17 protein-coding genes are annotated in these 24,073 nt (G+C 42.4%); 3 read left to right on the top strand and 14 right to left on the bottom strand.

The genetic code is table 11. The features are described from left to right. Positions 1-40: 40 nt before the first annotated feature. From asd to fucP, 14 genes are all read right to left on the bottom strand, one after another. On the bottom strand, positions 41-1,183 hold the full coding sequence (gene asd / locus AUR67_RS04010) for an aspartate-semialdehyde dehydrogenase (RefSeq protein WP_058584215.1): 1,143 nt from the start codon (positions 1,181-1,183) through the stop codon (positions 41-43). A gap of 119 nt (positions 1,184-1,302) precedes the next feature. Further along, a complete protein-coding gene (yegS, locus tag AUR67_RS04005; protein ID WP_058584214.1) occupies positions 1,303-2,199 on the bottom strand; it encodes a lipid kinase YegS in 897 nt (298 codons plus the stop codon). A gap of 121 nt (positions 2,200-2,320) precedes the next feature. Continuing rightward, complete coding sequence (locus tag AUR67_RS04000) at positions 2,321-5,011, bottom strand: TonB-dependent receptor domain-containing protein (protein WP_058584213.1); 2,691 nt, start codon at positions 5,009-5,011, stop codon at positions 2,321-2,323. Positions 5,012-5,076: 65 nt separating this feature from the next. Next, positions 5,077-9,177, bottom strand: a complete 4,101-nt coding sequence (locus AUR67_RS03995) for a hypothetical protein (protein WP_058584212.1) — start codon at positions 9,175-9,177, stop codon at positions 5,077-5,079. 290 nt (positions 9,178-9,467) lie between these two features. Then, the gene (locus tag AUR67_RS03990) at positions 9,468-10,775 is read right to left on the bottom strand and encodes a tetratricopeptide repeat protein (protein ID WP_058584211.1); all 1,308 of its coding nucleotides are present in this window, start codon (positions 10,773-10,775) and stop codon (positions 9,468-9,470) included. Between the two features lie 17 nt (positions 10,776-10,792). After that, a complete protein-coding gene (locus AUR67_RS03985; protein WP_054552071.1) occupies positions 10,793-11,398 on the bottom strand; it encodes an energy transducer TonB in 606 nt (201 codons plus the stop codon). A 12-nt stretch (positions 11,399-11,410) separates the two neighbouring features. Continuing rightward, a complete protein-coding gene (locus AUR67_RS03980; RefSeq protein WP_036971869.1) occupies positions 11,411-11,824 on the bottom strand; it encodes an ExbD/TolR family protein in 414 nt (137 codons plus the stop codon). 45 nt (positions 11,825-11,869) lie between these two features. Continuing rightward, complete coding sequence (locus tag AUR67_RS03975; protein ID WP_054552070.1) at positions 11,870-12,397, bottom strand: MotA/TolQ/ExbB proton channel family protein; 528 nt, start codon at positions 12,395-12,397, stop codon at positions 11,870-11,872. Between the two features lie 3 nt (positions 12,398-12,400). Continuing rightward, the gene (locus AUR67_RS03970; protein ID WP_058584210.1) at positions 12,401-13,768 is read right to left on the bottom strand and encodes a MotA/TolQ/ExbB proton channel family protein; all 1,368 of its coding nucleotides are present in this window, start codon (positions 13,766-13,768) and stop codon (positions 12,401-12,403) included. A 10-nt stretch (positions 13,769-13,778) separates the two neighbouring features. Then, entirely contained in the window at positions 13,779-14,531 is a 753-nt protein-coding gene (locus AUR67_RS03965; protein ID WP_054552068.1) for a DUF3450 domain-containing protein, read from the bottom strand. 176 nt (positions 14,532-14,707) lie between these two features. Further along, a complete protein-coding gene (locus tag AUR67_RS03960) occupies positions 14,708-15,313 on the bottom strand; it encodes a DsbA family protein (RefSeq protein WP_058584209.1) in 606 nt (201 codons plus the stop codon). Beyond that, a complete protein-coding gene (locus tag AUR67_RS03955; protein ID WP_235591784.1) occupies positions 15,314-16,393 on the bottom strand; it encodes a diguanylate cyclase in 1,080 nt (359 codons plus the stop codon). A 19-nt stretch (positions 16,394-16,412) separates the two neighbouring features. Beyond that, positions 16,413-18,302, bottom strand: coding sequence for a methyl-accepting chemotaxis protein (locus AUR67_RS03950; protein WP_058584207.1), 1,890 nt, complete (start codon positions 18,300-18,302; stop codon positions 16,413-16,415). A 347-nt stretch (positions 18,303-18,649) separates the two neighbouring features. After that, positions 18,650-19,921: an L-fucose:H+ symporter permease gene (gene fucP, locus AUR67_RS03945; protein ID WP_058584206.1), complete on the bottom strand. Its 1,272-nt coding sequence runs from the start codon at positions 19,919-19,921 to the stop codon at positions 18,650-18,652. A 137-nt stretch (positions 19,922-20,058) separates the two neighbouring features. On the opposite strand from fucP, the gene AUR67_RS03940 reads away from it, so the two are divergent. The 3 genes from AUR67_RS03940 (at position 20,059) to AUR67_RS03930 (ending at position 24,066) form a co-directional block, all read left to right on the top strand. Further along, entirely contained in the window at positions 20,059-21,276 is a 1,218-nt protein-coding gene (locus AUR67_RS03940; protein ID WP_058584205.1) for an AGE family epimerase/isomerase, read from the top strand. After that, entirely contained in the window at positions 21,276-22,229 is a 954-nt protein-coding gene (locus tag AUR67_RS03935; RefSeq protein ID WP_058584204.1) for a carbohydrate kinase family protein, read from the top strand. Before AUR67_RS03940 ends, AUR67_RS03935 begins: the two co-directional genes overlap by 1 nt. A gap of 100 nt (positions 22,230-22,329) precedes the next feature. Further along, the gene (locus AUR67_RS03930) at positions 22,330-24,066 is read left to right on the top strand and encodes a hypothetical protein (protein ID WP_058584203.1); all 1,737 of its coding nucleotides are present in this window, start codon (positions 22,330-22,332) and stop codon (positions 24,064-24,066) included. The last annotated feature ends 7 nt before the right edge of the window (positions 24,067-24,073 follow it).

The following is a 24,073-nucleotide window of genomic DNA, read 5'->3' as shown; positions in this document are numbered from 1 at the left end:
AAGGCCAGCAAAATGCTAGCCTTAATATTGAGTTGTGTGATTATTGTTGGCCATCAACAATAATGCGTAACATACGACGAAGTGGCTCTGCTGCACCCCATAACAGTTGGTCACCCACTGTAAATGCACTGATGTATTCTGGTCCCATCGCTAATTTACGAATACGACCTACCGGAATAGACAGCGTGCCAGTTACTTTTACAGGGGTTAAATCTGTAGCGGTAATATCGCGATCATTCGGGATCACTTTGACCCACTCATTGTGAGAAGCAAGAATTTCTTCAATTTGCTCAACGCTAATGTCTTTGCGCAGCTTAATTGTCATTGCTTGTGAGTGACAACGCATTGCGCCAATGCGAACACATAAGCCATCAACGGGTACAGGTTGTTCGCTGCTACCTAAAATTTTGTTCGCTTCAACTTGCGCTTTCCACTCTTCTTTACTTTGACCACTTGGCATTGGTACATCAATCCAAGGGATAAGGCTACCAGCTAAAGGCACACCAAACTGGTCTTGTGGTAAATCGCTTGAGGCAATTTTTTCGGTGACTAACTTATCAATCTCAAGAATCGCAGCATTTGGATCTGCAAGCTTGTCTGCCACTGTTTCGTGAATTGCACCCATTTGCGCAATTAACTCTTTCATGTTGCGTGCGCCTGCACCAGAAGCCGCTTGATATGTCATTGGGCTTACCCATTCAATCAAGTCTTGTTCAAATAAACCGCCTAGGGCTAATAGCATAAGTGATACGGTACAGTTTCCGCCCACATAGGTTTTAACACCTTGCTCTAAGCCTGCACTGATAACATCTTTGTTTACCGGGTCTAGCACAATAATACTGTCGTCACTCATACGTAGTGCCGATGCCGCATCAATCCAGTAACCTTGCCAACCTGATTCGCGTAATTGCGGGTAAACGGCTTTGGTATAGTCACCGCCTTGGCAAGTGACAATAATGTCCATCTTCGAAAGCTCAGCGATATCATTAGCATCTAAAAGCGGTTTAGCTGGGCCAGCAAGATCAGGGCCTAATTGACCGGTTTGTGAGGTGGTGAAAAAAGTCGTGTCGATATTAGAAAAATCATTTTCTTGCTGCATACGTTCTAATAACACAGAGCCAACCATGCCCCGCCAACCGACTAATCCTACTTTTTTCATTGTTTGTTCCACTGTTTGATTCATTCAAATTACCTAAACTGTTAAAAATTAAAGTCCATTGCGTGAGAATTTAATTTTTACAGGAGTAATCTAGCATTGCGGCCAAAGCAAAACCAGCGCAAACCGAGTAACATCAAAATTTTTCATCTTAGCATTGGGCAAGCGTCTGGTAGCACCATATTTAGCGCGCCAGCGTGCACTTCAAAACGCTGTTGTTTTGAGGTGATTGGCTCGCCATCTAAGTTTATTGGCATTTCTGTTTGTGTTTGCCATTCAAGCCAAGGCACTTGAAAGCGTTTTACCCATTGTTGTGATGAATTAGGATAGTTACTTAGCTCTTCGATAACCGCTGGTACATCTGAAATTGCAAATGATGTAAACGCCACTAAATCAACCAAGCCATCATTTATGTACGCATGTGGCGCAAGTGGCTGGCCACCGCCCGCTTGGCGGCCATTACATACGGCAGCGGCAATAATATCCCCCGAAGTACGTTCACCATCAGGCAGCGTTAACTCGCCACTGTAAGGTACAAAACTCAGCGCTTGTACAAGCCCAGCCAAAGTATACGCTCCACCACCGAGTAAGTTTTTGAGTGCAGGCGGTGTGGTTGCGGTAATTTTTGCCCCAAAGCCAGCACTGGCTACATTCACAAAATAACGCTTATCAACCTCTACGGTATCAATTGCATGCGGCTGACCATCTGCGGCAAGTTTCAGTGCTGGCAAGTACCCGTGAGGAATATTAGCAGCTGTAGCAAAATCATTCGCTGTACCCATAGGTAAAATTGCAAGCTCTAAACGCTTTGACTCTTCCAGTTTCATTAATGCATTAACGGCTTCATTAACGGTGCCATCACCACCAGCTACTACAACACGTTTTACACTCTCTGCCACGGCTTCATTGATAAAGCGCTCAATGTCACCGCCTTCGTAGGTAACTCGCACCGCAAGTTGCTGACTAGTTCGAAATTGACCAATGGCGTCACGAAGCTGCTCATCAGCCGCTTTTTTACCATTTATAATTAACCGTAAGTCCATTTTTAATCCCTGTTTTAACACTTAGAACTACCATAACACGCAATTAGACAAAAAAGCCCTGCTATTGCAGGGCTAAATCAACGTTAGGATTTATTATTGTATCCTTCCTTGGGGAGTTTAATTAAAACTCGTAGCTGAAGCCTAAGCTAAACTTAGTGCCTTCTTCTTTCTTCCAAAGCGATAAACCTTCTTGTTCAATTTCTTTATCTTGACCAAGGATGTTTTCAATTTTGAACTTAACTTTTGTGTTGAAGTTCGGGAAGTAAGAATAAACTAAATCAAGCGAATGGAATGGCTTTTCTTCAGCATCTTCATTACCGCGAGTACCCGGTACAATAATACGTGGACCAAACACGTTATATACAAGTGATGTCGAATGGAAACCATCAGCAGAGTCATAACCCATCTGTAAGTTTGCTACCCACTCAGAGTGACCCACTAAACGGCGCTCATCGTTAGTAACAATGTTAGACACTGTATCTGCATCAAGTGCATCTTTTAATTGCTGCTCAAACAACGAATCAACGCCGTCAGAATCATCAATACCTAGTTTCACAGTTGAATCAGATAGCGTAACGTTACCCGACAAGAACACACTCGACCAATCTGCACTGATAAAGCTAAAGTCAGTCAAGAAATCAACTTCAATACCCGTTAACTCACCTGATTCAGCGTTTGCAGTTAATAACTGTGGCGCAGCACCACCTACACCTGCAAGTTCTACCATTTCAATAGGGTTTGTAATGTCTTTGTAGAACAATGCAACTGATAGGTTATTACCCGATGCCATATACCATTCAAAACGGAAGTCAGCATTTTTCAGTTTTGAACTTTGTAGTGTTGGTGAACCACGAACTAGGAACTCTGTTAACGGGTCAACGAAGAACGTAGAACTTACATCACGCATATCAGGGCGAATCGTTGTTTCGCTTAAATTTAAACGAAATTGCATTTCTTCATCCATGATATAAGTCACAGCTAAAGAAGGATAAAAATCGTCTTCTTTAATTGCTACTTCAGCGAGTTCATCCGTTGTGGCATCAAATAAGTTACTATGCGCCTTAAATGGTACTGATACTTGGGCAAAATCTTCCCAACGAACACCACCGGTAATACGCCACGTGTTGTCTAGGAAGTAATCAGCCATAAAGTAATATGCATCTAACTTATGGGCTGCACTGTATTTATCGCCGTCTGTTGTTCTGTCATCAAAAATGCCAGAACCCGTTGAGCTTGCATAGAAAGCATCATTATTGATGTTATCGTAAGCAAAAATCTCATCTAAACGTGAACCAAATGAATAATCATCTGAAATACCGCGGTGTGTAATCCCAAATGTAGTATTGTTTGCTGTACGGGTTTTCTCTGAGAAATCGCCACCCACTTTTAGCTCAAGCTCATAGCCTTCACCATAAAATGGCATACCCATGTTCCAACCCCAGGTATCAACTTCGTCATGAAGCACTTGGAATTCACGTGTTACGTTAGTTGCTGAAACGTCTTGTAATTGCTCAGAAACAAATACTCCATCGTCGTAGTTACGTTGAAAAACAGCGTCTACACCACCTGGTGCATCACGGTTTGCACGGCTTGTACCGGCGTACCAATCAACAAACAAGTTGTTAAAGTCGATAAAGTTGTGTGTCCCTTTTAATTGGCTAGAGAACATTTCACGCTCTTCATACACAACATCAACACGGCGAAGATCACGTACACCTTCTTCCGTTTCGTTGGCATCATAGAAATTACGATTACGAACGCGGTCACGCATGTCATGCAGGGCAATATTAGTCAGTTCAATTTTATGGTTTGAATTAAACTCATAACCAATATTGAAGGTACCGCTCCAACGTACATTTTGTTCAGTCGATGTACCATCGTAATACTGAGCAAAACACTTGTCTTCACATCCTAAGCTACCGAGGTTTGTACCACTTTTTTCTTGTGCTACTTCCCACTCATTTTCGTAAGAAACCGCAGCTAACACACCATATGTGCCCATTTCACTTTCAAAGCGATCGCCTAGCGAAACTGAAAAGCTCATTTCAGGATCAACATCTTTTTCTGTTGCTGAAATGTTCCAATCAAGAGCCGACATCAATGCTTGGCGTTCAGCCAGTGTTGTATTGATATCGCCCTCAAGGCCCGCACCATAAAAGGCATCGATGAACTCACTAGGTAACGCACGAGTACCATCATCACGCCCCATCCAGTCATCATCACCACCTTCATAGAAGTAGCCTGTATCACTGTTATTGGTGTTATAAGAAGTACCAATATCGACTTTAAATAAAAAATCAGTCGGAATTGATTTAGTTCTAATATTTACGTTACCACCACCAAAATGCGCAGGCATATCGGGTGAAAACGATTTTTGAACACTTAAACTTTCAATAATATCTGATGGAAATAAGTCAAGCGGTACAACTGAGCGAGTTGGATCAGGACTTGGTACATACATGCTATTAAGCTGAGTACTCGAATATCGCTCACCTAGACCACGAACATAAATGAACTTGCCATCAACAAGTGTCAAACCTGTTACACGACGAAGTGCCGATGCAGCATCGCCATCACCAGTACGAGAGATTTGCTCTGCACCCATGATATCGGCAACGAAAGCTTGATTTTGACGCTCTTGAAGAACCGCGCCAGCACTCCCTTTTAAACGCTGTCCTACAGCAACCACTTCTTCAATTTCTTGTGCTTCATCTGCTGCATAGGCAGTATTCACTGATAAGCCAACTAATGCTGCAAGCACTGCGTGGTTTATCTTTGAACGCACAAGTTTAGAGGGGGTAAAAGATTTCATTATTATACTCCGAAAACAAAACTAGAAGCTGGCCGGGGTTGCCCCCGACCATGGATTAGAAGGGCTTAGTTAAGACCTACTTTTACCCAACCTGCTGTCCAGTCTGTTTGCGCATCCATTGCACCGATGTAATCTACTTGGTCGAAGAAGCTATTAAGGCTTGAAGCATCGAAACCGCTACCAAGTAGTGCTGATTCTGCACTTGGTTGATAACCGTTGTCGCTAAGACCTAACATTGCTGCGTCCATGATAGAGTTACCTTCTTGGCCTTCGAACCAAGATTGAACATTACCCGTACCAATTGCTTGGCTTGAGAAGTTGTTATCTGTTGCACATGCAACTACTGAGTGGCTGATAGTAAGTGAACCATCTTCAGCACGAGGTGCTGAATCTGCGCCAACTCGTAAGCAGTTTTTATAACCTTCACCACCTGTTACTACTACGTTTTTCAGCATACCCGCAGTACCTGCACGTAAACGGATACCGTTTAAACCATCTGCACCGATGATAGTTACGTTAGAGATAGTAGGTGTTGTTAAAGGTGATGCATCTGAATCAAACTCTGAGTTATCAGCTTCAATTGCATTGTCACCTTCAGATGAAGACTGCTTGATTAATACGTATTGTGCATTACCTGTCCAACCGAATGACCAATCTAGCGAGTCATCACCAATGTTTGTCAGTACTAAGTGGCTGATGCTTGCAGTACCACCGAAGAATTCAACACCGTCATCAAGGTTTTCGTGAACGTGGATATAATCAAGTTCAGTTTGGCTACCAACACCTGCAAGTGAAATACCGTTAAGCTCATCACCGTTACCTAGTGTTTTACCGGCTTGTTTTACAACAACATACTTAAGTGTACCTGAGTTATCTTCTGGTTGGTTACCACCGAATTGACCAGCATCACCTTCTGCAGCAACACCACAGTTTGCTAGTTCATCAGCCGTTGTTTCGCCTACTTGGTCACCACAAGAGTTCGCTGGTGCATTACCAAGAAGCACTACACCACCCCATTGACCAATGCCTGTTTCAGCACCTGTCATATCTTGGATTGATGTCATAACGATTGGTTGAGTTGCTGTACCTACCGCTTCAATCTTCGAGTCACGACGAACAACTAAGAAGTCATCACCGCTTTCACCGATTAGCGTTGTACCAAATTGAACATAAAGTGTTGCGCTATCAGTACGGTCACCACCCACTGCTGTGCGGCCTTTAAGTATCCAGTGAGCATCGTTAGTTAATGTCACGTCAGATGTGAAAACAACATCTTGTGCTAACTGATAAACTGGTTTATCGGTAATTTGTGGGAAGCTTGCAGAAACATCAGTCGCTAAACCTTGCTCCATTGCGTTTGTGATATCAGCAGGGAAGCTAGGGTTTACAGCAACTGTCCAACCTTCCATCCAGTTGTTGTCACCGTCAAATGCACCAATGTAGCTTGTTTTAGTGAAGAATGGGTCAAGGTCTGACGCATCAACACCTGCACCTAATAATGGCGAGGTTGATTTAGGTGTGAAACCATCTGTAGCAAGGTTTAATGTCGCTGCAGTAAGTGTTTGGTTACCAGTTTGACCTTCGAACCAAGACTGAACATTACCAGAACCGATTGCTTCAGAACCGAAGTTATTGTCTGCACTACATGCTACCACTGAGTTCTCGATAGAAAGCTCACCAGACTCAGCATTTGCTACAGAGTCAGAACCTACACGTAAACAGTTTTTGTAACCTTCAGGGCCTGTCACAACCATGTTACGGATAACACCCGCAGTACCTGCACGAAGACGAACACCGTTTTTACCGTCAGCACCAACAATCGTTACGTTTGAAAGTAATGGCTTAGTTAATGGTGTAGCGTTTGAATCGAATTCAGAGTTATCTGCTTCAATTGCATTGTCACCTTCAACAGATGATTGTTGGATATAAACGTTCTGTGCGCGACCTGTCCAACCAAATGACCAGTCAAACGCGTCATCACCAATATCAGTTAGTACAACGTTACGAACGTTAACAGTACCACCGAAGAACTCGATACCATCGTCAAGGTTTTGGTGAACCTGGATGTATTCAACTTTTGTTTGAGAACCAACACCCGCGAATGAAATACCATTTAGCTCATCGCCATTACCCAGTGTTTTACCTGCGTGTTTAACAACAACATAACGAACAACACCTGAGTTGTCTTCTGCATCATCACCACCGAATTGACCTGCATCACCTTCAGCTGCAACACCACAGTTTGCTAGCTCTTCAGGTGTTGTTTCACCTTGTTGGTCACCACATGAGTTAGCCGGTGCATTACCAAGTAATACTAAACCACCCCATTGACCGATGCCTGTTTCTGCACCTGTCATATCTTGGATAGATGTCATAGTGATTGGTGCTGTTGCATTACCGTTTGCGTTAATTTGTGAGCCACGACGAACAACTAAGAAGTCATCACCTGTTTCACCAATTAATGTAGTACCCGCTTGAACATATAATGTTGCGCTATCAGTACGGTCACCACCTACTGCTGTACGACCATTTAAGATCCAGTGAGCGTCATTTGTTAATGTTACATCTGCAGTGAAGGTTGTATCTTCAGCTAAACGATAAACCGGCTTGTCAGTGATTTGTGGGAATTCAGATGAAACGTCTGTCGCAAGACCTTGCGCCATTGCATTTTCAATATCCGTTGGGAAACCGCCATTGATAGCAACAGTCCAACCTTCCATCCAGTTATTTGTTGCGCTAAATGCACCGATTTGACCATTCGCTAATAATGGTGAACCCGCTAAAGGCATATAACCATTATCATCTAGCATTAAATCTGCTGGTGTAAGAGTTTGGTTACCGTCTTGGCCTTCAAACCATGCTTGTACAGTACCACCATTAATTGTTTCGCTACCGAAGTTATTCGCAGCAGTTTGACAAGCAACAATTGAGTTAGTGATAGTTAGAGAGCCATCTTCTGCACGAGGCACTGAATCAGAACCAACACGTAAACAGTTTTCATACGTTGCAGGGCCTGTAACGAAAACGTTTTTCAGCATACCTGCAGTACCTGCACGTAGGCGAATACCATTGTTACCTTCTGCACCTACGATTGTAACGTTTTCAATTGTAGGGTTAGTCAGTGGTGTAGCGTCTGAATCAAACTCTGAGTTATCCGCTTCAATCGCGTTGTCACCTAAGTTCGCAGCTTGTTGAATGTATACGTTTTTCGCCGTACCAGTCCAACCAAATGACCAATCTAGTGAGTCATCACCAATGCTTGTAAGTACCACGTTACTTACGTTTACTGTACCACCAAAGAACTCGATACCATCATCTAAGTTTTCGTGTACTTGAATGTAATCAACAGTTGTTGCAGAACCAACACCAGCAAATGAAATACCGTTTAATTCGTCACCATTACCCAGTGTTTTACCTGCATGTTTAACAACTAAGTATTTCAATGTACCTGAGTTATCATCTGCAACGTTACCACCGAATTGACCTGCATCACCTTCTGCAGCAACACCACAGTTTGCAAGTTCGTCTGCAGTTGCTTCGCCTTCTTGGTCACCACATGAGTTTGCAGGTGCATTACCAAGAAGAACTAATCCACCCCACTGACCGATAGACGTCTCAACATTAGTCACATCTTGAATCGAAGTCATTGTGATTGGCTGGCTTACAGTACCTACTGATTCGATTTGTGAACCACGACGAACAACCAAGAAGTCGTCACCCGATTCACCGATTAATGTAGTACCTTGTTGGATATATAAAACAGCGTTATCAGCGCGGTCATTACCTACAGCTGTACGACCATTTAAAATCCAGTGAGCATCGTTTGTTAGTGTTACATCAGCTGTGAATGTAGTGTCTGCTGATAAACGGTAAACTGGTTTATCTGTAATCGTTGGGAATTCTGAAGAAACATCTGTTGCTAAACCTTGTGTTAAGGCATTTTCGATGTCAGTTGGGAAACCAGTTGTTGCGTTTTGAGAATCATCACGACCTGATTGGTCGCCGCCGTTATCACCATTGTCCCCACCGTTATCGATGATGTTAGTGACGTTATCGCCTTCGTTGACAGTGGTGTCGCCTTCTTTAACGACTAAATCACCACCACAACCAGCTAAAGAAACTGCTGCAGCTACCAAACTAACTTTGAATAAGTCAGATAATTTCATTGTTCACTCCGTTAAGATAGATATTTAATTATTGTGTTAGCGCATAAACTCAAGTCACCAAAAAGCACTGAAACTTAATGCTTTTGGGTCACTTGAGTTTTAAACTGCGACTACCTTACGGGAGCTGTATGACAAACTAGTTACACTTTAATAAACATAAAATGACAATATTAATTATATAAAAAAGAGTAGGTTAGTTAATTTTAGGAACGGAAAAAAGCCGCCCGAAGGCAGCTTTGGTGTTGCGATTATAATTTAGTTCTTTTGTACGCTTACCTGTTGAATACGATTTAGAGTAAAGCGGTACGTAATGTTTCGGCGTGCACTTTTTCACGCTTCACATACTTGATCCATTGCTCAGCTAATCGCTGCGACTTTTTGTGTTTTTCCGCTTGCTCAAACGCTAAAATCGAGGCATCAAAGTTTTGTAAATTGTATTGCGCCATACCTAAGGCAACATACACATTTGATTCAAACTCTAAGCCGCCTTTATCTAGGGCTTTACGTGCTGCATCCGCTGCTTCTTCGTATTTTTCAAGATTAATGCTTACCTCTGCAATACGTTGTTCGTACTGACCGTGCGTTACTAAATCAGCGGCTTTTGCAAAGTAAGCAAGTGACTTTTCAGCTTCTTTTGCTTGTACCATTGCTTCTGCAACAAAGGCATAGTTTTTCGCTGATTTTTCAGCGACACCGTCTTGCATTGCTTTACTCATCACGTTCGCCGCTTTAAAAGCCAGGCCGTTGTATAAATACACTTGTGATAATTGACGTAAATCTGATTTAGATTTCATGAAACCTTGTTGATATGCCGCTTCTAAAATCGCTAATTGCTTTTTCTCTGCGCCCGTTTCACCGTACATGCCACCTAACTGAACCCAGTACTCTGGCTTGTTGTAAAGCTTAACTAAACGCTCAAGTACCTCGACCACTTTGTCAGACTGATTAAGTGAGTAGTACATTGCACGTTGTAAGATTAACCAGTTTTCTTTTGGCATCTCACCTTTGCTGTCGGCTTCTGCGATAGCTAGGTTAATGTTCTCAATGCCTTTTTGGTAATCTTTAAGCTGATAATACGCTTGAGATTTCAATACGTAATAAGCATCTGTTTTAGGCTTGTCGTTAATCACATCCCACTGTGCTAAATATTTGATTACCTTTTCGTAATCGCTATTAGCCATTGCAAGTTGCGCTAAGCTAAAGGTGGTGCTTACACGTAATGTTTCTGGAATCGCATCTTCGTTTACTACTTTTTCAAACGACGCAATTGCTTTATCAAGGTCGTTTTCGTTGTAGTAAATAAAACCGTAGAAATTATGCATCATGGCAATTTCATATGAGTTCATGCTTGAAGAGCGTTCTTGAATACTATCAAGAGCTTCTAACCCTGCTTTTGCATCTCCATCATCAGCCAGCTTTTGTGCTCGTGCTAATTGGCTATACACTTTTTCGCGCAGTGCAGGTACTCGTTTGGTTTTTTGCTCCTCAGCGTAAGCTGTTGCCAGTGTAACACCTGGTAACATGCTAACAACGCTTGGGACTACAAGGCTGCTTGTGAAAGCAGCCGCGCAAATCACAGCAACTTTTAAAGGTTTCATAATCGCATTCCTCTTTTCTAACCGTTAATTTGGAAAGAAATTTTGTTCTGTACGCCCGCTACTTCAACAGCTTCACCGTTAACAACGCGCGGTTTATATTTAAATTTAAGTGCTGCATCCATCGCAGCGCGGTCAAACAGTGACTCTGGTTCAGCTTTAATAACTTTCGGGTCACGTACTGTGCCTTGCTTGGTTACTGTAAACTCAACAATCACATAGCCTTCGATCCCACGCGATAAAGCTCGGCGCGGATAAACAGGCGCTACTTTTACAATCGGTAAGTATTCACCGTCGCTTGATTCAAGGGCTAAGCCGCCAGCTAAGTTAACGTCGGCTTCAACACTGGCACCAAAGTCAAAATTGGCATTGCTCGCGTTAGGATCACTGTTTTGCATTTGCGGTGATTCCATTGGCGGAGGTGGCTCTTTTGGCGTTGGTGGCTTTTGCGGTTTACGTTCTTTCTTTTGCACTGTCTCTTCTTTTTTCAGACGAACAAAATCAAGTACGTTTCCTTTTACGGGCTCAGACATGGCCCCTTCACCACCGGTGATCAGTGCCTGCATGCCTAAAAACAGCATGACAGTCACGATACCAGCGATGATTAATGCAACTATATAACGCATCGCTCACATTCCTTATGATGCTTCTTGCGCAGCAATCGACACATCAAATGCGCCTGCAGCACGCGATGCATCCATTACTTTAATAAGTACATCGGTTGTGGCTTTCTTATCAGCTTGAATAACCACGCTACCTTGTGGGTTTTCAGCTTTTAAGCGCTCGATATTTGCTTGTACTGCACGAACATCTACTTGGCGTTTGTTGATCCAAATTTCACCTTTGTCAGAAATAGCAACTAAGATGTTGGCACGCTCTTTTTTCACTGCCGTTGCCGCTTCCGGGCGGTTTACATCAATACCGGCTTCTTTTACGAATGATGCTGTTACGATAAAGAAGATAAGCATGATGAAAACAACGTCTAGCATTGGCGTCATGTTGATTTCTTCAGCGTCGTCTTCTTGAAATAAGTTACCTAGTGGCGCTCTCATTGTTAGTCTCCTAGTGGGTGATGATTACATCACCCTAAAATTCGTTTAGTGGTCTAAGACCATGTTGTCTTCAAGTAATTGCACTTCGCGTTTTGCACGACGTTGTAAAAACGTTGATGCGAAAACCCCTGAAAGTGCACCCACCATACCGGCCATTGTTGGGATAGTGGCTTTAGACACCCCTGATGCCATCGAACGTGCACTGCCTGTGCCTGTGATTGCCATTACATCAAATACTTCGATCATGCCGGTTACGGTACCTAACAGACCTAAAAGTGGACATAACGCAACCATTACGTTGATTAGCGCAAGGTTATTATTTAGTTGCATGCCAGCGCGTGAAATCATCGCTTGGCGAATTTGCTCTGCGTTCCAGCTGTTACGCTCTGCTCTATTGCTCCAAGTGCTTTTTACGTCTTTCTTGTAGCGTTTAAAGCCACCAAAGAAGTACATAAAGCGCTCAAGTATCAATAACCACATAGCGAAGATGAGGACCCCGATGACCAAGAGAACTTGGCCACCTGTGTCGAGGAAATCACGTAGAGCATTGATTGCATCAATCAATAGCACCATGATTTATGCTCCTTTCTCGCTTCGCTCTGCGATGATACCTGCGCTTTGCTCTTGTAAAATCAACAGCATGTTTTTAGAACGCGTGTTAAGAAGTGTGTATAAGAATACTGTTGGGATAGCCACAACCAGACCAAGTACCGTTGTTACAAGTGCCTGAGAAATACCACCCGCCATTAGTTTAGGGTCACCTGTACCGAACAAGGTAATCGCTTGGAATGTGTTAATCATACCGGTTACCGTACCTAGTAGACCAAGTAGTGGTGCTACCACAGAGATAATCTTAATTAGCGTCAGGTTACGAGTAATTTTTGGCATTTCACGAATGATAGCTTCGCTTAGTTTAAGCTCAAGCGTGTCGTACGCTACATCTGGGTACTGGTCTTTCACTTTCATTACACGACCAAGTGGGTTGTCATCACGTGCCACAGTATCTTTAAGCTGACGACGGATTTTGCTACCCATAATCATTAGAGATACAAAACGCTCAAGTGCGATTAGTAAAGCGATTAAACCAACACCTAAGATGATGTAACCAACCGTACCACCTTGGTGAACTTGCTCTTCAGTATCTGGTGCTTGTACTAAAAGACCTAAGATTGAACCGCCTGTAGGGTCAAGTGCGAACGGTACAACACCTGAGTTTGCTTGTTGTAAATCAGCTGCAGTTGCTGTGAAGCGGCTGCTAGGCTGACGTGTAAGCTGGCTGATTGTATTTGTAGCCGGTGTGTACTCAAGGTATTTACCGTCTGCGATTAAGTTAAATGCACCAACACGCACCACTTCTTTTTGTGCTTTGCTGCCACCTTCAACGATTACATCTGTTGTAAAGCGAGATACTTTACCTTGCTCAGTCATTTCGCGTTGTAATTCAAACCATACTTTTTCTATATCATCGATAGAAGCAAGCTTTGACGTTGAACCCATTTTTTGTGCTAGCTCATCCATGAAGTTACTACGACCAGGAAGCTCTGCAGAAACAACTGACGTCATGAATTTATTGCTTGAATCACCCGCTACTTGTTGTAACACACCGAATAGCTCTTTAAGTGAACCCATGCGGTTAGAAAGTGTATCTGTTAAGTTAGCTAGCTTTACTTCGTTTTCTTCAAACTGAGTTTCTAAACGCTCAGACTCGTTAAGCATTGCAGTACGTTTTGCTTGTGTATCTTTAAGCATTTGTACTTGTTCGTTTTGACGTGCCATGAACTCTTGTTCACGTTGTTTATTTTCGGCGCTTTGCTGTGCTTTTCCTTGCTCTAATGTTTTTAGTAATGAGTCTAAATCCATTGGCTCAGCCGCTAGGCTGCTACCAGCAAAACCAAGGCCAGCTGCAAACACGGCCATTTTTGTCATTTTAGTCAATAATTTCATCTCAAACCTCTTATTCAGCAGCGTGGACTGGCAGTGTTAACATATCTGGGGCAAGTTGCTTACGAGCAATGCGTAAACCTTTATTGATTTGGCTGATTGCAGAATCTGGTAATTCAACAAACGATTTTGTTTCTTTATCCCAGCTACCTGCTTTTTTGCCGTCGCGTGTTAAATAAATAAGTTCTAAACGACCGATGCGTAAGAAATCCACTTCGCGCTCTTGGCCATCTACATTCAGTAATGATGTGTACGCTTCGATAGTACGACCGTAATCAACTTCTACTTGGTAAGCTTCAAGTAAGCGGCGGAATTTTTCACTTGAAGTGATGTCTGCGCGGTCCATCATTTCTTTTAATGATGCAATACGCTTACTACGTTCTTCAGTTAAGAAAGGCACGTCTAGTGCAACGAATTGCTCAAGACCTGTGATCATGCGCATCATTAACGGCGTAATTTGACGCTCAATAACTGATACCTGATCCATTGACTCGTTTAACGCGTCCATTTCTGCAATTTGGTTATTTAATTGCTTAGTAAGTTGCGCGTTATAAACAGTTAAGCCGTCAATTTCTTTATTAAGGGCTTTAAATTGTTGTAAACGACCTTGCATTGAATCTGCAATCTTGTCGATTTTAGTTTGTGATTGCGCTGCAGATTTGTTTATCTCGCTGCTTTTATCAATTACTTTATCTAGATCGTTTGCATGTACTGCTGCAGATGCCGCTACAATACCTGCTAAAATCAGTGGTTTAACGCCTTTCATCGCATACACCTTTACTCGTTAAGTTAGCTTAATTTGCTAGTTGGGTTGTTTTATTGTGCGAAAGGATAACGATGAAAAATGACAAGCATGTTGCGCAAAAAATACAAAAATATGACAGCTGTAACAATTAGTTTATATTGCGCAAAGATAAGGCAAAAGTTGCAGGGTTTCGGGAACTAAATATGGGATAGGATTTGCTGATAAGTGCTTTGCCAGTCTTGATAATTAACAGGGATAGCAGCGTAGAGGCCTTTATTTTCAAGGACTAAAGACGGAAAGCCTTGGATTGGTAAGCTTCTGGCTTGGTTTATTTCGGCCAAAAGTAACGAATTTATTTTTTCACTTTCAATTTCGTTAATGAATGCGTTTTTTTCTAACCCTATTTGCTCAGCAAGGCTTGCAAGAGTGCTGATGTCAGATGGATTTTGTGCATCTAAGTAGTAGGCTTTTTGAATGGCGTGTAGCATTTCACATTCTTTATTGTGCTGCCTTGCAAGAAGCACAGCACGGCATGCAGGGTAAGTAGAGCGACGCGGTTTCGCGGTATGCCAAAATTCATGATTAAATGGCGTGCCAAGCTGCTGTTCAATACGTTGCCATGTTTGCTGTAAAAACTGCTGCATCTCTTTAGGCATTGGCTCATCTGAATCAGACGCAAGGCCACCCACTTTATATTCAATAGCCAGTTTATCGCCAAGGGCAGCTTGGAGTTTTAACCAGGTTTCTCTGTAGCCCCAACACCAACTACACATCGGGTCGTATACATAAATTAGCTTTGCCATTTAGCTTATCTCGGTTAAATCAGATACCACTACATTACGCCCTTTTGCTTTGGCTTTATAGAGGTTGTCGTCTGCTTGTTTAATCGCTTTACTAAATTGACTGCCTCGTTCGAGGCTTGCAATACCAATGCTGCACGTAATAGTCACAGACTGCCCCACATCATAAGGGATCTGTTTTTCGGCAACATAACTACGCAGCTTTTCAGCCACGGCATGGGCAATGTTAAGCCCCGCTTTTGGCAGCAAAATAATAAACTCTTCGCCGCCATAACGGGCTTTTATATCTGTGCCACGTAATTTATCGTGCAGCATAGAGGTAAAGGCTATTAATGCCTGATCACCAAAGTCATGACCATAAGTATCATTTAGTGATTTAAAGTTATCTAAATCAATCAATAATACCGACATAGGTAAGTAATTAGCCGCTTCAGCTTCAAGGCGCGGCTGAATATGCTCATAAATGTAACGACGATTGGCAAGCCCTGTTAGTGGGTCTGTTAATGCATCGCGTTTTTCTATTAAGGTAATGTCAGCAATTTTTTGATGGCTTTTTTGTCTAAAGTATTCACTGATCCCAGAAAACAAAATCACCATAGTGAAAGAGGCTAAAAAGCGTGAAGTTTCAACTTGCCCGTAATGCGCTTGGCCAAAGTTGGGGCTAAACAGCAGTGCAACTGCACTAGCATACATAATCCCAACCAACACACTGCCTACTTTTAACCCTAAGGTGACATAAGCCACAATGGGGTAAAACATAAGCCAATATAAAGCGGTGTTTTCTTTGCCGCCGGTGTACACCAAAGCCACACAGAGCAGCAAGATAATCGATAAAATAATGCAACTAATAGACACCAACGCGCCGGTACGAAAGTAATAGAGCATGCACAGTACAATAGTTATATCGCTCACCACTAGCATAATAGTGAGCGGTAAGGCGTAAATTTGATAGTTAGATAACACTAACGAAGTGATTAATACGATGGCAAAAAAAGCCATGGTAAATAACGTGAAGGCACGGCGCTGTTTATCCGCCGTGTCGACACTGTTTAACGTAATGGCATTAAGCCAATTTTGATCCAAAATAGCAGTCTCTTAACAACTAAACTTTAAATTTAAGTACCAATTGTTCTAGCTCATAGAACTGGGCTTTCAATTTAGTGCACTCATTCAAGGTGTTATTAAGATTACTTTGACCTTGATTTGAAAGCTCACTAATTGAGTGTATGTCACTGTCTAGGCTTTGAATCACTTGATTCTGCTCAGTCGTGGCATTGGCAACACTGTGGTTCACCTCATCAATTGACTCAATGGCACGGGTTACCTCAGCCATTTTATCGCCTGCTACATGAGCTTGCTCAACACTCTTTTCACTGTCGCGGATACTGGCCGTCATAACTTCAACGGCAGACGCAGAGCCTTGTTGTAACTGAGAAATGGTGTCTTCGATTTCTTGAGTTGATTGTTGTGTACGGTGCGCAAGTTGACGTACTTCGTCGGCTACAACCGCAAAACCACGACCCGCTTCACCCGCACGTGCTGCCTCTATCGCTGCATTAAGTGCTAGCAAGTTAGTTTGCTCACTCACACCTTTGATCACTTCAAGGACTTGGCCAATGCTTACAGTGTGTGCATCTAAACTATTAATGGTTTTTTGCGCCTGCTCCATATTACGAGATAAAGCATTAATAGCTGATAAGTTGTCAGCTAATGCAGATTGGCTTTGTAATGATTGGCTGTTAGCACTGGTTGCTAACGTTGACGCATTACTTGCACTATTTGAGATTTCTACCGCACTCGATGTCAACTCATTGATTGCAGTTGCAACATTATCAGTACGTTTTGTTTGGTCAGCATACATGTCGAGCGTGCCTTGAGTTTGGTTAACTAAACTCTCAACTAAGCGCTCAAGCTCAACGGTGGTATTTTTAACTTGCTCGATTGATGTATGAATTTTCTCGATGAACGCATTAAAGTAATGGCTTAGCTCGCCAAACTCGTCATTATTTTCAACCTCAAGACGGCGGGTTAAATCGCCCTCACCTTGCGCAATATCTTTAATTGCATCGTTTAAGCGTTGCATTGGACGCATTAAATAGCGAAGTAAAAACTGCATCATTAATACAATCGCCACTATACCCATTAGCATGTAAATAGCCGCCATATTTCTAAATGAGGCTACAGATGAATAAGCAATTTCTTCGTTGATCACCACACCTAAATACCAATCAACGTTTTGAATTCCTTTGATTTTGGTAAACGATACCAATTTGTCTAAACCACCTACCTGTACTTCTACAAACTCAGATTGTAACGACAAGCTTTTACCGAATAAGTCACTCATGTTTTTGTCGTTAAATTTAGTTTCTGGGTGGCTTAAAATGCGCCCTTCACTATCTAGTAAAAAGCCATAACCAAACCCTAAAAAGTCAATTTCGTTGACGATTTTAGTAATGGTTTTCATGTCGATGTCGGCACCTGCAACCCCGCTAAATACACCATTTGCTTGCATAGGCGCTACAGCTGAAATAGTCAGTTCATTGGTGGTTACGTCAATATAAGGGGCAGTAAAGGCAGTGTTTGTTTTGTTTTCAACAAGCTTGTACCACGGACGTGTTGTTGCATCGTAGTCTGGCGGTAAGACAACAGATTGGTCGTTTAATACAAAGGTGCCATCAGTGATACCGATATAGGTATTCTTAAAACTCCCCGCTTTGTCGGCTGTGTTCAGCTGCGTAAGTGTAAGCTCTTTGCTATCACCAAGTTGATAGGTATCAGCAACTGACGAAACAATCGCTAACTTAGCATTTAACCAGTTAGCTATGTTTTGCGACACTGACTGAGAAATCTCTTGAAGAACGAGCGAAAGCTGCTCCTGCGTTTGGCTGCGCATAGAGATGAAGTTATTAATGGTGAATAAACCGAGCACTATCACTAAAACCAGTGATGCAGCCACAGTTACCTTGGTGGTAAATTTAAGAGTGCTTTGCATGACAAACCTGTTTGTTATTTTTTTCGTTGTTAGCCTCTTTATATTTAACAAATTTAAAGCTCTTTGTCTTATAAAATTAAGCTAAAACTAGAAAAACGTTCCTTTTATTAAAGTACGCTTTCTTTGAAAATCAATTACTTTGTTAACGGCAGCCAATTCCACTTCTTAAGTCGCATTGATAAAAAAGCAGCAAAAACCAATTGGAACGTTCCTATAAATTATCACTTAAGCCGTCCCTGAATACGTATTCATTAAATCATTCTGTCATCTAGTTTTGTTCGCTATAGCAAAAAAATGGCACAAAAAAACCCCGCAACTCAGTGCGGGGTTTTTATTAATTGTTATTTTTAGCCGATGCGTTTTTTCCAGCTATCAGCTAAACGTACAACGTTTAAGCCATACCAAGCGATAAATGCATAACAAATCACTGGTACAAAGAAGCTTTGTTGGATGTTTACTGTATCAGCAACTACACCTTGTACTAATGGTACTAAGGCACCACCAACGATTGCTAAACATAACCAACCCGAACCTTTACTGGTTAGTGAGCCTAAACCTTCAATAGCAACAGAGAAAATAGTCGGGAACATGATTGAGTTAAATAAACCAATCGCAAGTACAGAGTAAAGCGCCACATCACCTTCAGTGAAAATAGTCACTAACAGCAATACAATAACCATCATGGCATTAAAGAATAACGCTTTTGAAGGCGCAATTTTTTGCAGTGCTGCAGAGCCAATGAAACGACCCACCATTGCACCGCCCCAGTAATAAGCAATTAGGCTTGCAGCCGCATGCTCTTCAAGGCCAGCGATGTGTTCTTCGCCAAAGTAGTTGACTAAGAAGCTACCAATTGAAACCTCAGCACCTACATAACAGAAGATACCTACAACACCCATCATTAAATGAGGTGCTTCGGCTAGGCTGTGGCCTTTCGCTTTGCAGTCTTGCTCTTCTGTATGCTCTGTAATCACAGGTAATTTAAAGAAGGCAAATACCACGGCAATAGTCAGTAGTGCTGCTGCAAGCATAAGGTAAGGCACTTTTACAGATTCTGCAGTTGCTGCGTTTGCAGCTAACGTGCCTGCTGTACCAAAGAATAAAATACCACCCACATATGGACCAACTGTGGTACCTAGTGAGTTAAGTGCTTGAGCTAAATTTAAACGTGACGACGCCGTTTTTTCAGGGCCTAACGCTACAACATATGGGTTAGCAGATACCTGTAACACGGTAACACCTGCTGCTAGAACAAATAACGCACCTAAGAATAACCAGTACTCATGCACAACAACCGCTGGGTAAAATAACATACAGCCAATTGATGCCACGACTAAGCCGGTTAGTACGCCATTTTTGTAGCCCATTTTTTTAACCAACATACCCGCAGGTAGCGAAACAATAAAGTAAGCACCAAAGAAACAAAACTGAACCAGCATTGCCTCTGTGTAGGTTAAATCGAATACCCCTTTTAAGCGCGGGATCAACACGTCATTTAAAACTGTAATGAAACCCCACAAAAAGAACAGGGTTGTCATTGCTGTCAGTGGTAGCAGGTAGTTTTTATTTTGCTGCGAACCATCGGCGACAAACGATTGGTTTGTATTAATTTCACTCACGTGGTTTTCACTCCGTTAACAAGTTACCTTTGATTCTACACATTGAAGTAAAAATAGCACAAAGATTTACTAGGAACGTTCCAATATTTTTATTTCCTGCTATAGTTGCAAGATGTACTCAGATTTATTAATAACCCATGGCCAAAGTTGACTTTAAAAGCCCTGATTTTCTTAAGCAGCATATCCAAGATACCCTTGCTTTTTATCACCCCCATTGTGTTGATCATTCAGCCCATGGTTTAGCTGGCTTTTATCAGTTCTTTAAAGATAATGGCGCGATTTACGATAAACACACTCGCCATTTAGTGTCGAGCACCCGCTTTGTGTTTAATTACGCTATGGCGTATATCGAGTTTAAAGACCCAGAATATTTAAGCCTCACTAAACATGGTTTAGCCCACCTTGAACATGCGCATAAACAAGCATCTGGTGGTTATGCTTGGCTTATTGAGCAAGGTGATAACGGCGCAGTCACTGTTTTAGACGACACCAACCATTGCTACGGGCTTGCCTTTGTAATGCTTGCAAACGCGGTTGCATTAAAAGCAGGGGTGAACGACTGCAAAAATACCATTTCGCAGGTCTGGGATTTATTAGAGCAGCACTACTTTGAACCACAGCATAATGCCTATTTAGATGAGCAAAATACCGACTTTAGCTGTGCAGATAACTATCGCGGCCAAAATGCCAATATGCATTTATGCGAAGCCTTACTTATGTGTTTTGAAGCAACCAACGAGACCCGTTATTTAAAACGTGCTACAGAGCTTGCCGAAACCTTTACAGTAAAACTGGCAGCCCACAGCCAGCAGTTGGTGTGGGAGCACTACTCTAAAAATTGGCAAATCGATTTAGATTACAACAAAGATGACCCGCAGCATTTATTTAGGCCTTGGGGATTTCAACCAGGTCATCAAACTGAGTGGGCAAAACTGTTACTTATTTTAAACCGCCATATTGATGAACCTTGGCTGGTAAAGCGCGCTAAAAGCCTGTTTGATGAGACACTCAGCATCGCGTGGGATCAGCAACATGGGGGCATTTTCTATGGCTTTGCACCAGATAAACAAATCTGTGATAGCGATAAATACTTTTGGGTGCAGGCCGAATCATTAGCCGCAGCAGCCCTACTCGCTGATGCCACAAATGACGAAAGCTATTGGCAGTGGTACGAAAAAATTTGGCAGTACAGTTGGCAACATATGGTAGATCACCAATATGGTGCGTGGTATCGCATTTTATCAGCACAAAACCAACCATACAGTGACGAAAAATCGCCAGCAGGTAAAACCGATTACCATACTATGGGTGCCTGCTACGAAGTATTAAGAACCTTAACCTTGAGGAATGCATAATGAGTTTAGTGTGTTTTGGCGAAGCATTAATCGACTTTTTATCAGATGGTAAACAACCAGAGTCATTTACCAAATACGCAGGTGGCGCACCTGCCAATGTGGCTGTTGCAGCAGCAAAACTAGGCCTAAACACCAGTTTTTGCGGCATGTTAGGCGATGATATGTTTGGTCACTTTATTAAACAAGAGCTTGACCAGCATGCGGTAAACACCCAGTACTGTACATTCACCGATGCGGCTAAAACAGCATTGGCGTTTGTATCACTTGATGACAGTGGCGAGCGCTCGTTTAGCTTTTATCGCCCACCAGCTGCTGATTTACTATATCGCGTAGACGATTTTGACCATGCAATGTTTGCAAATCACGCCATCATGCATGTATGCAGCAACAGTTTGACTGAGCACAACATCTATCAAACAACAATTTATGGTTTAACTCAGGCCAAAAAAGCCGGTGCAATTTGTAGCTTTGATATGAATCTGCGCGAAAATCTATGGCCAAGTATGCGCCATACGCTTGATAGAATGTGGCACGTTATTTCTCTTACAGATATCGTAAAACTCTCATTTGAAGAGCTTGAGTTTTTAAATCAAAAAAGCCATCAAGAAATGCCACTTGAGCATACTATCGATGCCATTTTAAAGGCCGGTGTAACCTGTTTGCTAGTTACCAATGGCGGCGAAGCAATCAGCTTTTACCACGTAGACTTTAAAGGCCAAGTTAGCCCACCAGCTACAAAAGTGGTTGATACCACAGCCGCAGGCGATGCATTTATTGGCGGTATGCTGTCAAAGATTGGTCAGCACTGTGAAAACAAACAAAGCTTTAAAGCGTTTTGCCAAACTCCAGCGAATATCGAACAAACCATTGCTTACGCAGCGAAGGCCGGCGCTTTTGCAGTAAGCCGTTATGGTGCATTTGCATCATTACCTAGCGCCGAAGATCTTCTATAACAGCTCATAATTGCTTACAAATCTATTAAGCACTCTAGTGGAGAGTGCTTAAATTTCATGGTATGTTTTTTAACTAATTAAAGAAAAAGGAATTCATCCTATGAATAATAAGCTTCTTGCTGGGGGCGCGATTGCCATTGTTGCAGGTGCGTTGTTGTACTCACAAAATAAAGCCAGTGTTGATGTAGATTTACCTGAGCTTGCATACGTACCTGCCGATACGGCGGTTTTTTATGGTCAGCTTAAACCGTTTCCGTACAGTAAATACTTTGCGCTTATGCCAGATGCAATGAAAGGCACGAGCGATTTAACGCCCATCATTGCTGAGCTTAAAACAGTTGATGATAAGAATGCCCTATTCCTTGCATCACTGATGGAAAAATACCAACAATCACTGAGCTCTTACGATGCCTTCAAATCGATTTGGGGCTTTGGTGATGACTACAAAGGCATGATGTACGCGCAAGGTTTAATGCCGATTGTGCGTTTTCAGGTCGCTGATCAAAGCAGCATTATCAATAGCATTAAACAATCTGCTGATGAAGCCGGTATTGCTTATACAACTGAAAGCCTTGAAGGCGTAAGCTACACACGCTTTACCATTGAGCTTGAAGGCTTAGATAACTTCAACCTAATTGCATCAACTCACAACAATTGGGCTACCATCACGCTAACCACTGCGCTTTCTAACGATCAAGATTTACGTATTGCCCTTGGCGTAGAAAAACCGGCTCAATCACTGGCTGAGACTAAAAAACTACCTGAGCTTATTAAAACTTTCTCACTTGATGGTAACTCGGTTGGCTTTGTTGATCATCAACGTATCGCCAATGCTGTAACAGGCAAAGAAGACTCTCGCTTACACCAGATGCTTAAAGAGCTACTTGATAAAGCCCAGCAATCAAACGCATTAGCAATGATTTCAACACCTGAGTGTCAAGATGATATTGCTGCTATTGCCGCTAAATGGCCTGCAACAGTATCTGGCACAACAAAAACCCGTATTACCGCCGACTACGCCGATTTTGACGTAAAAGCAGTACTGCAAAGCACAGATCAAGACTTACTTAATACACTACAAGCCGTGCGTGGATTTGTACCAAAACATACCACTGGACTTGACGGGCAAATGATGAGTGTTGCCTATGGTATTGATGTAGCAAAAGTACTGCCACTGGCTAATACACTAACCGGTGCAATTAAGTCAGCTGAGTTTAACTGTGGCCCAATTGTCGCACTACAAAATGAAATGCAAGAAGTGAGCACTGCTGGCCTTGCTATGATGTCGGGCTTTGCAAATGGCGTTCAAGGCATGAGTGTGAGCGTTCAAGATGCTGCATTTACAATCGATGACTACAATGGCCCACAAATAGACAAACTTGATGCCATCGTTACCCTATCTGCGACTGATGCCCATGGCTTGTATTCAATTGCGCAAGGTTTTGTGCCGCCGCTTGCGAACATAAAACTACCAGCCAATGGTGATGCCGTACTGATCAATGAATACATTCCATCGCCTGTGCCACTTAACTTTGATATAAAAATGGCCCTAAAAGGCAATCATATTGTGATTTTCACGGGTGATAAGTCAGCGCAGATTGCCGAGACTTTAGAGTCGCAAAGTGTCACTAAAAATGGCTTTGTGAACATGGCATTCGACGTACAAAAAATCTTATTACCTTTACTTGATACGATTGCGGCAACGGGTCAATTAAGTGATGAAGAAATGGCTGAGCTTGATTCCCTACGAGACCAACCTGTGGGTGTTTATTTTGCCACAGACATTACCGACAACGGCATTGGACTTGAAAGTAACGTACAAATTACTAAAAAGTAATTTTGAG

The organism is Pseudoalteromonas sp. XI10, from assembly GCF_001469895.1.
Taxonomy (GTDB): domain Bacteria; phylum Pseudomonadota; class Gammaproteobacteria; order Enterobacterales; family Alteromonadaceae; genus Pseudoalteromonas.
Note: the sequence above shows the minus strand (reverse complement) of the source record. Positions and strands in the feature narration are given on the sequence as shown.

Bases quoted from the DNA above. Each gene is read 5' to 3' on its own strand.
- AUR67_RS03930 (WP_058584203.1), top strand. From the start codon at position 22,330: ATGAATAATAAGCTTCTTGCTGGGGGCGCGATTGCCATTGTTGCAGGT.
- AUR67_RS03965 (WP_054552068.1), bottom strand. From the start codon at position 14,531: ATGAAAGGCGTTAAACCACTGATTTTAGCAGGTATTGTAGCGGCATCT.
- yegS (WP_058584214.1), bottom strand. From the start codon at position 2,199: ATGGACTTACGGTTAATTATAAATGGTAAAAAAGCGGCTGATGAGCAG.
- AUR67_RS04000 (WP_058584213.1), bottom strand. From the start codon at position 5,011: ATGAAATCTTTTACCCCCTCTAAACTTGTGCGTTCAAAGATAAACCAC.
- AUR67_RS03980 (WP_036971869.1), bottom strand. From the start codon at position 11,824: ATGAGAGCGCCACTAGGTAACTTATTTCAAGAAGACGACGCTGAAGAA.
- AUR67_RS03935 (WP_058584204.1), top strand. From the start codon at position 21,276: ATGAGTTTAGTGTGTTTTGGCGAAGCATTAATCGACTTTTTATCAGAT.
- AUR67_RS03960 (WP_058584209.1), bottom strand. From the start codon at position 15,313: ATGGCAAAGCTAATTTATGTATACGACCCGATGTGTAGTTGGTGTTGG.
- AUR67_RS03950 (WP_058584207.1), bottom strand. From the start codon at position 18,302: ATGCAAAGCACTCTTAAATTTACCACCAAGGTAACTGTGGCTGCATCA.
- AUR67_RS03985 (WP_054552071.1), bottom strand. From the start codon at position 11,398: ATGCGTTATATAGTTGCATTAATCATCGCTGGTATCGTGACTGTCATG.
- AUR67_RS03940 (WP_058584205.1), top strand. From the start codon at position 20,059: ATGGCCAAAGTTGACTTTAAAAGCCCTGATTTTCTTAAGCAGCATATC.
- AUR67_RS03990 (WP_058584211.1), bottom strand. From the start codon at position 10,775: ATGAAACCTTTAAAAGTTGCTGTGATTTGCGCGGCTGCTTTCACAAGC.
- asd (WP_058584215.1), bottom strand. From the start codon at position 1,183: ATGAATCAAACAGTGGAACAAACAATGAAAAAAGTAGGATTAGTCGGT.
- AUR67_RS03970 (WP_058584210.1), bottom strand. From the start codon at position 13,768: ATGAAATTATTGACTAAAATGACAAAAATGGCCGTGTTTGCAGCTGGC.
- AUR67_RS03995 (WP_058584212.1), bottom strand. From the start codon at position 9,177: ATGAAATTATCTGACTTATTCAAAGTTAGTTTGGTAGCTGCAGCAGTT.
- AUR67_RS03975 (WP_054552070.1), bottom strand. From the start codon at position 12,397: ATGGTGCTATTGATTGATGCAATCAATGCTCTACGTGATTTCCTCGAC.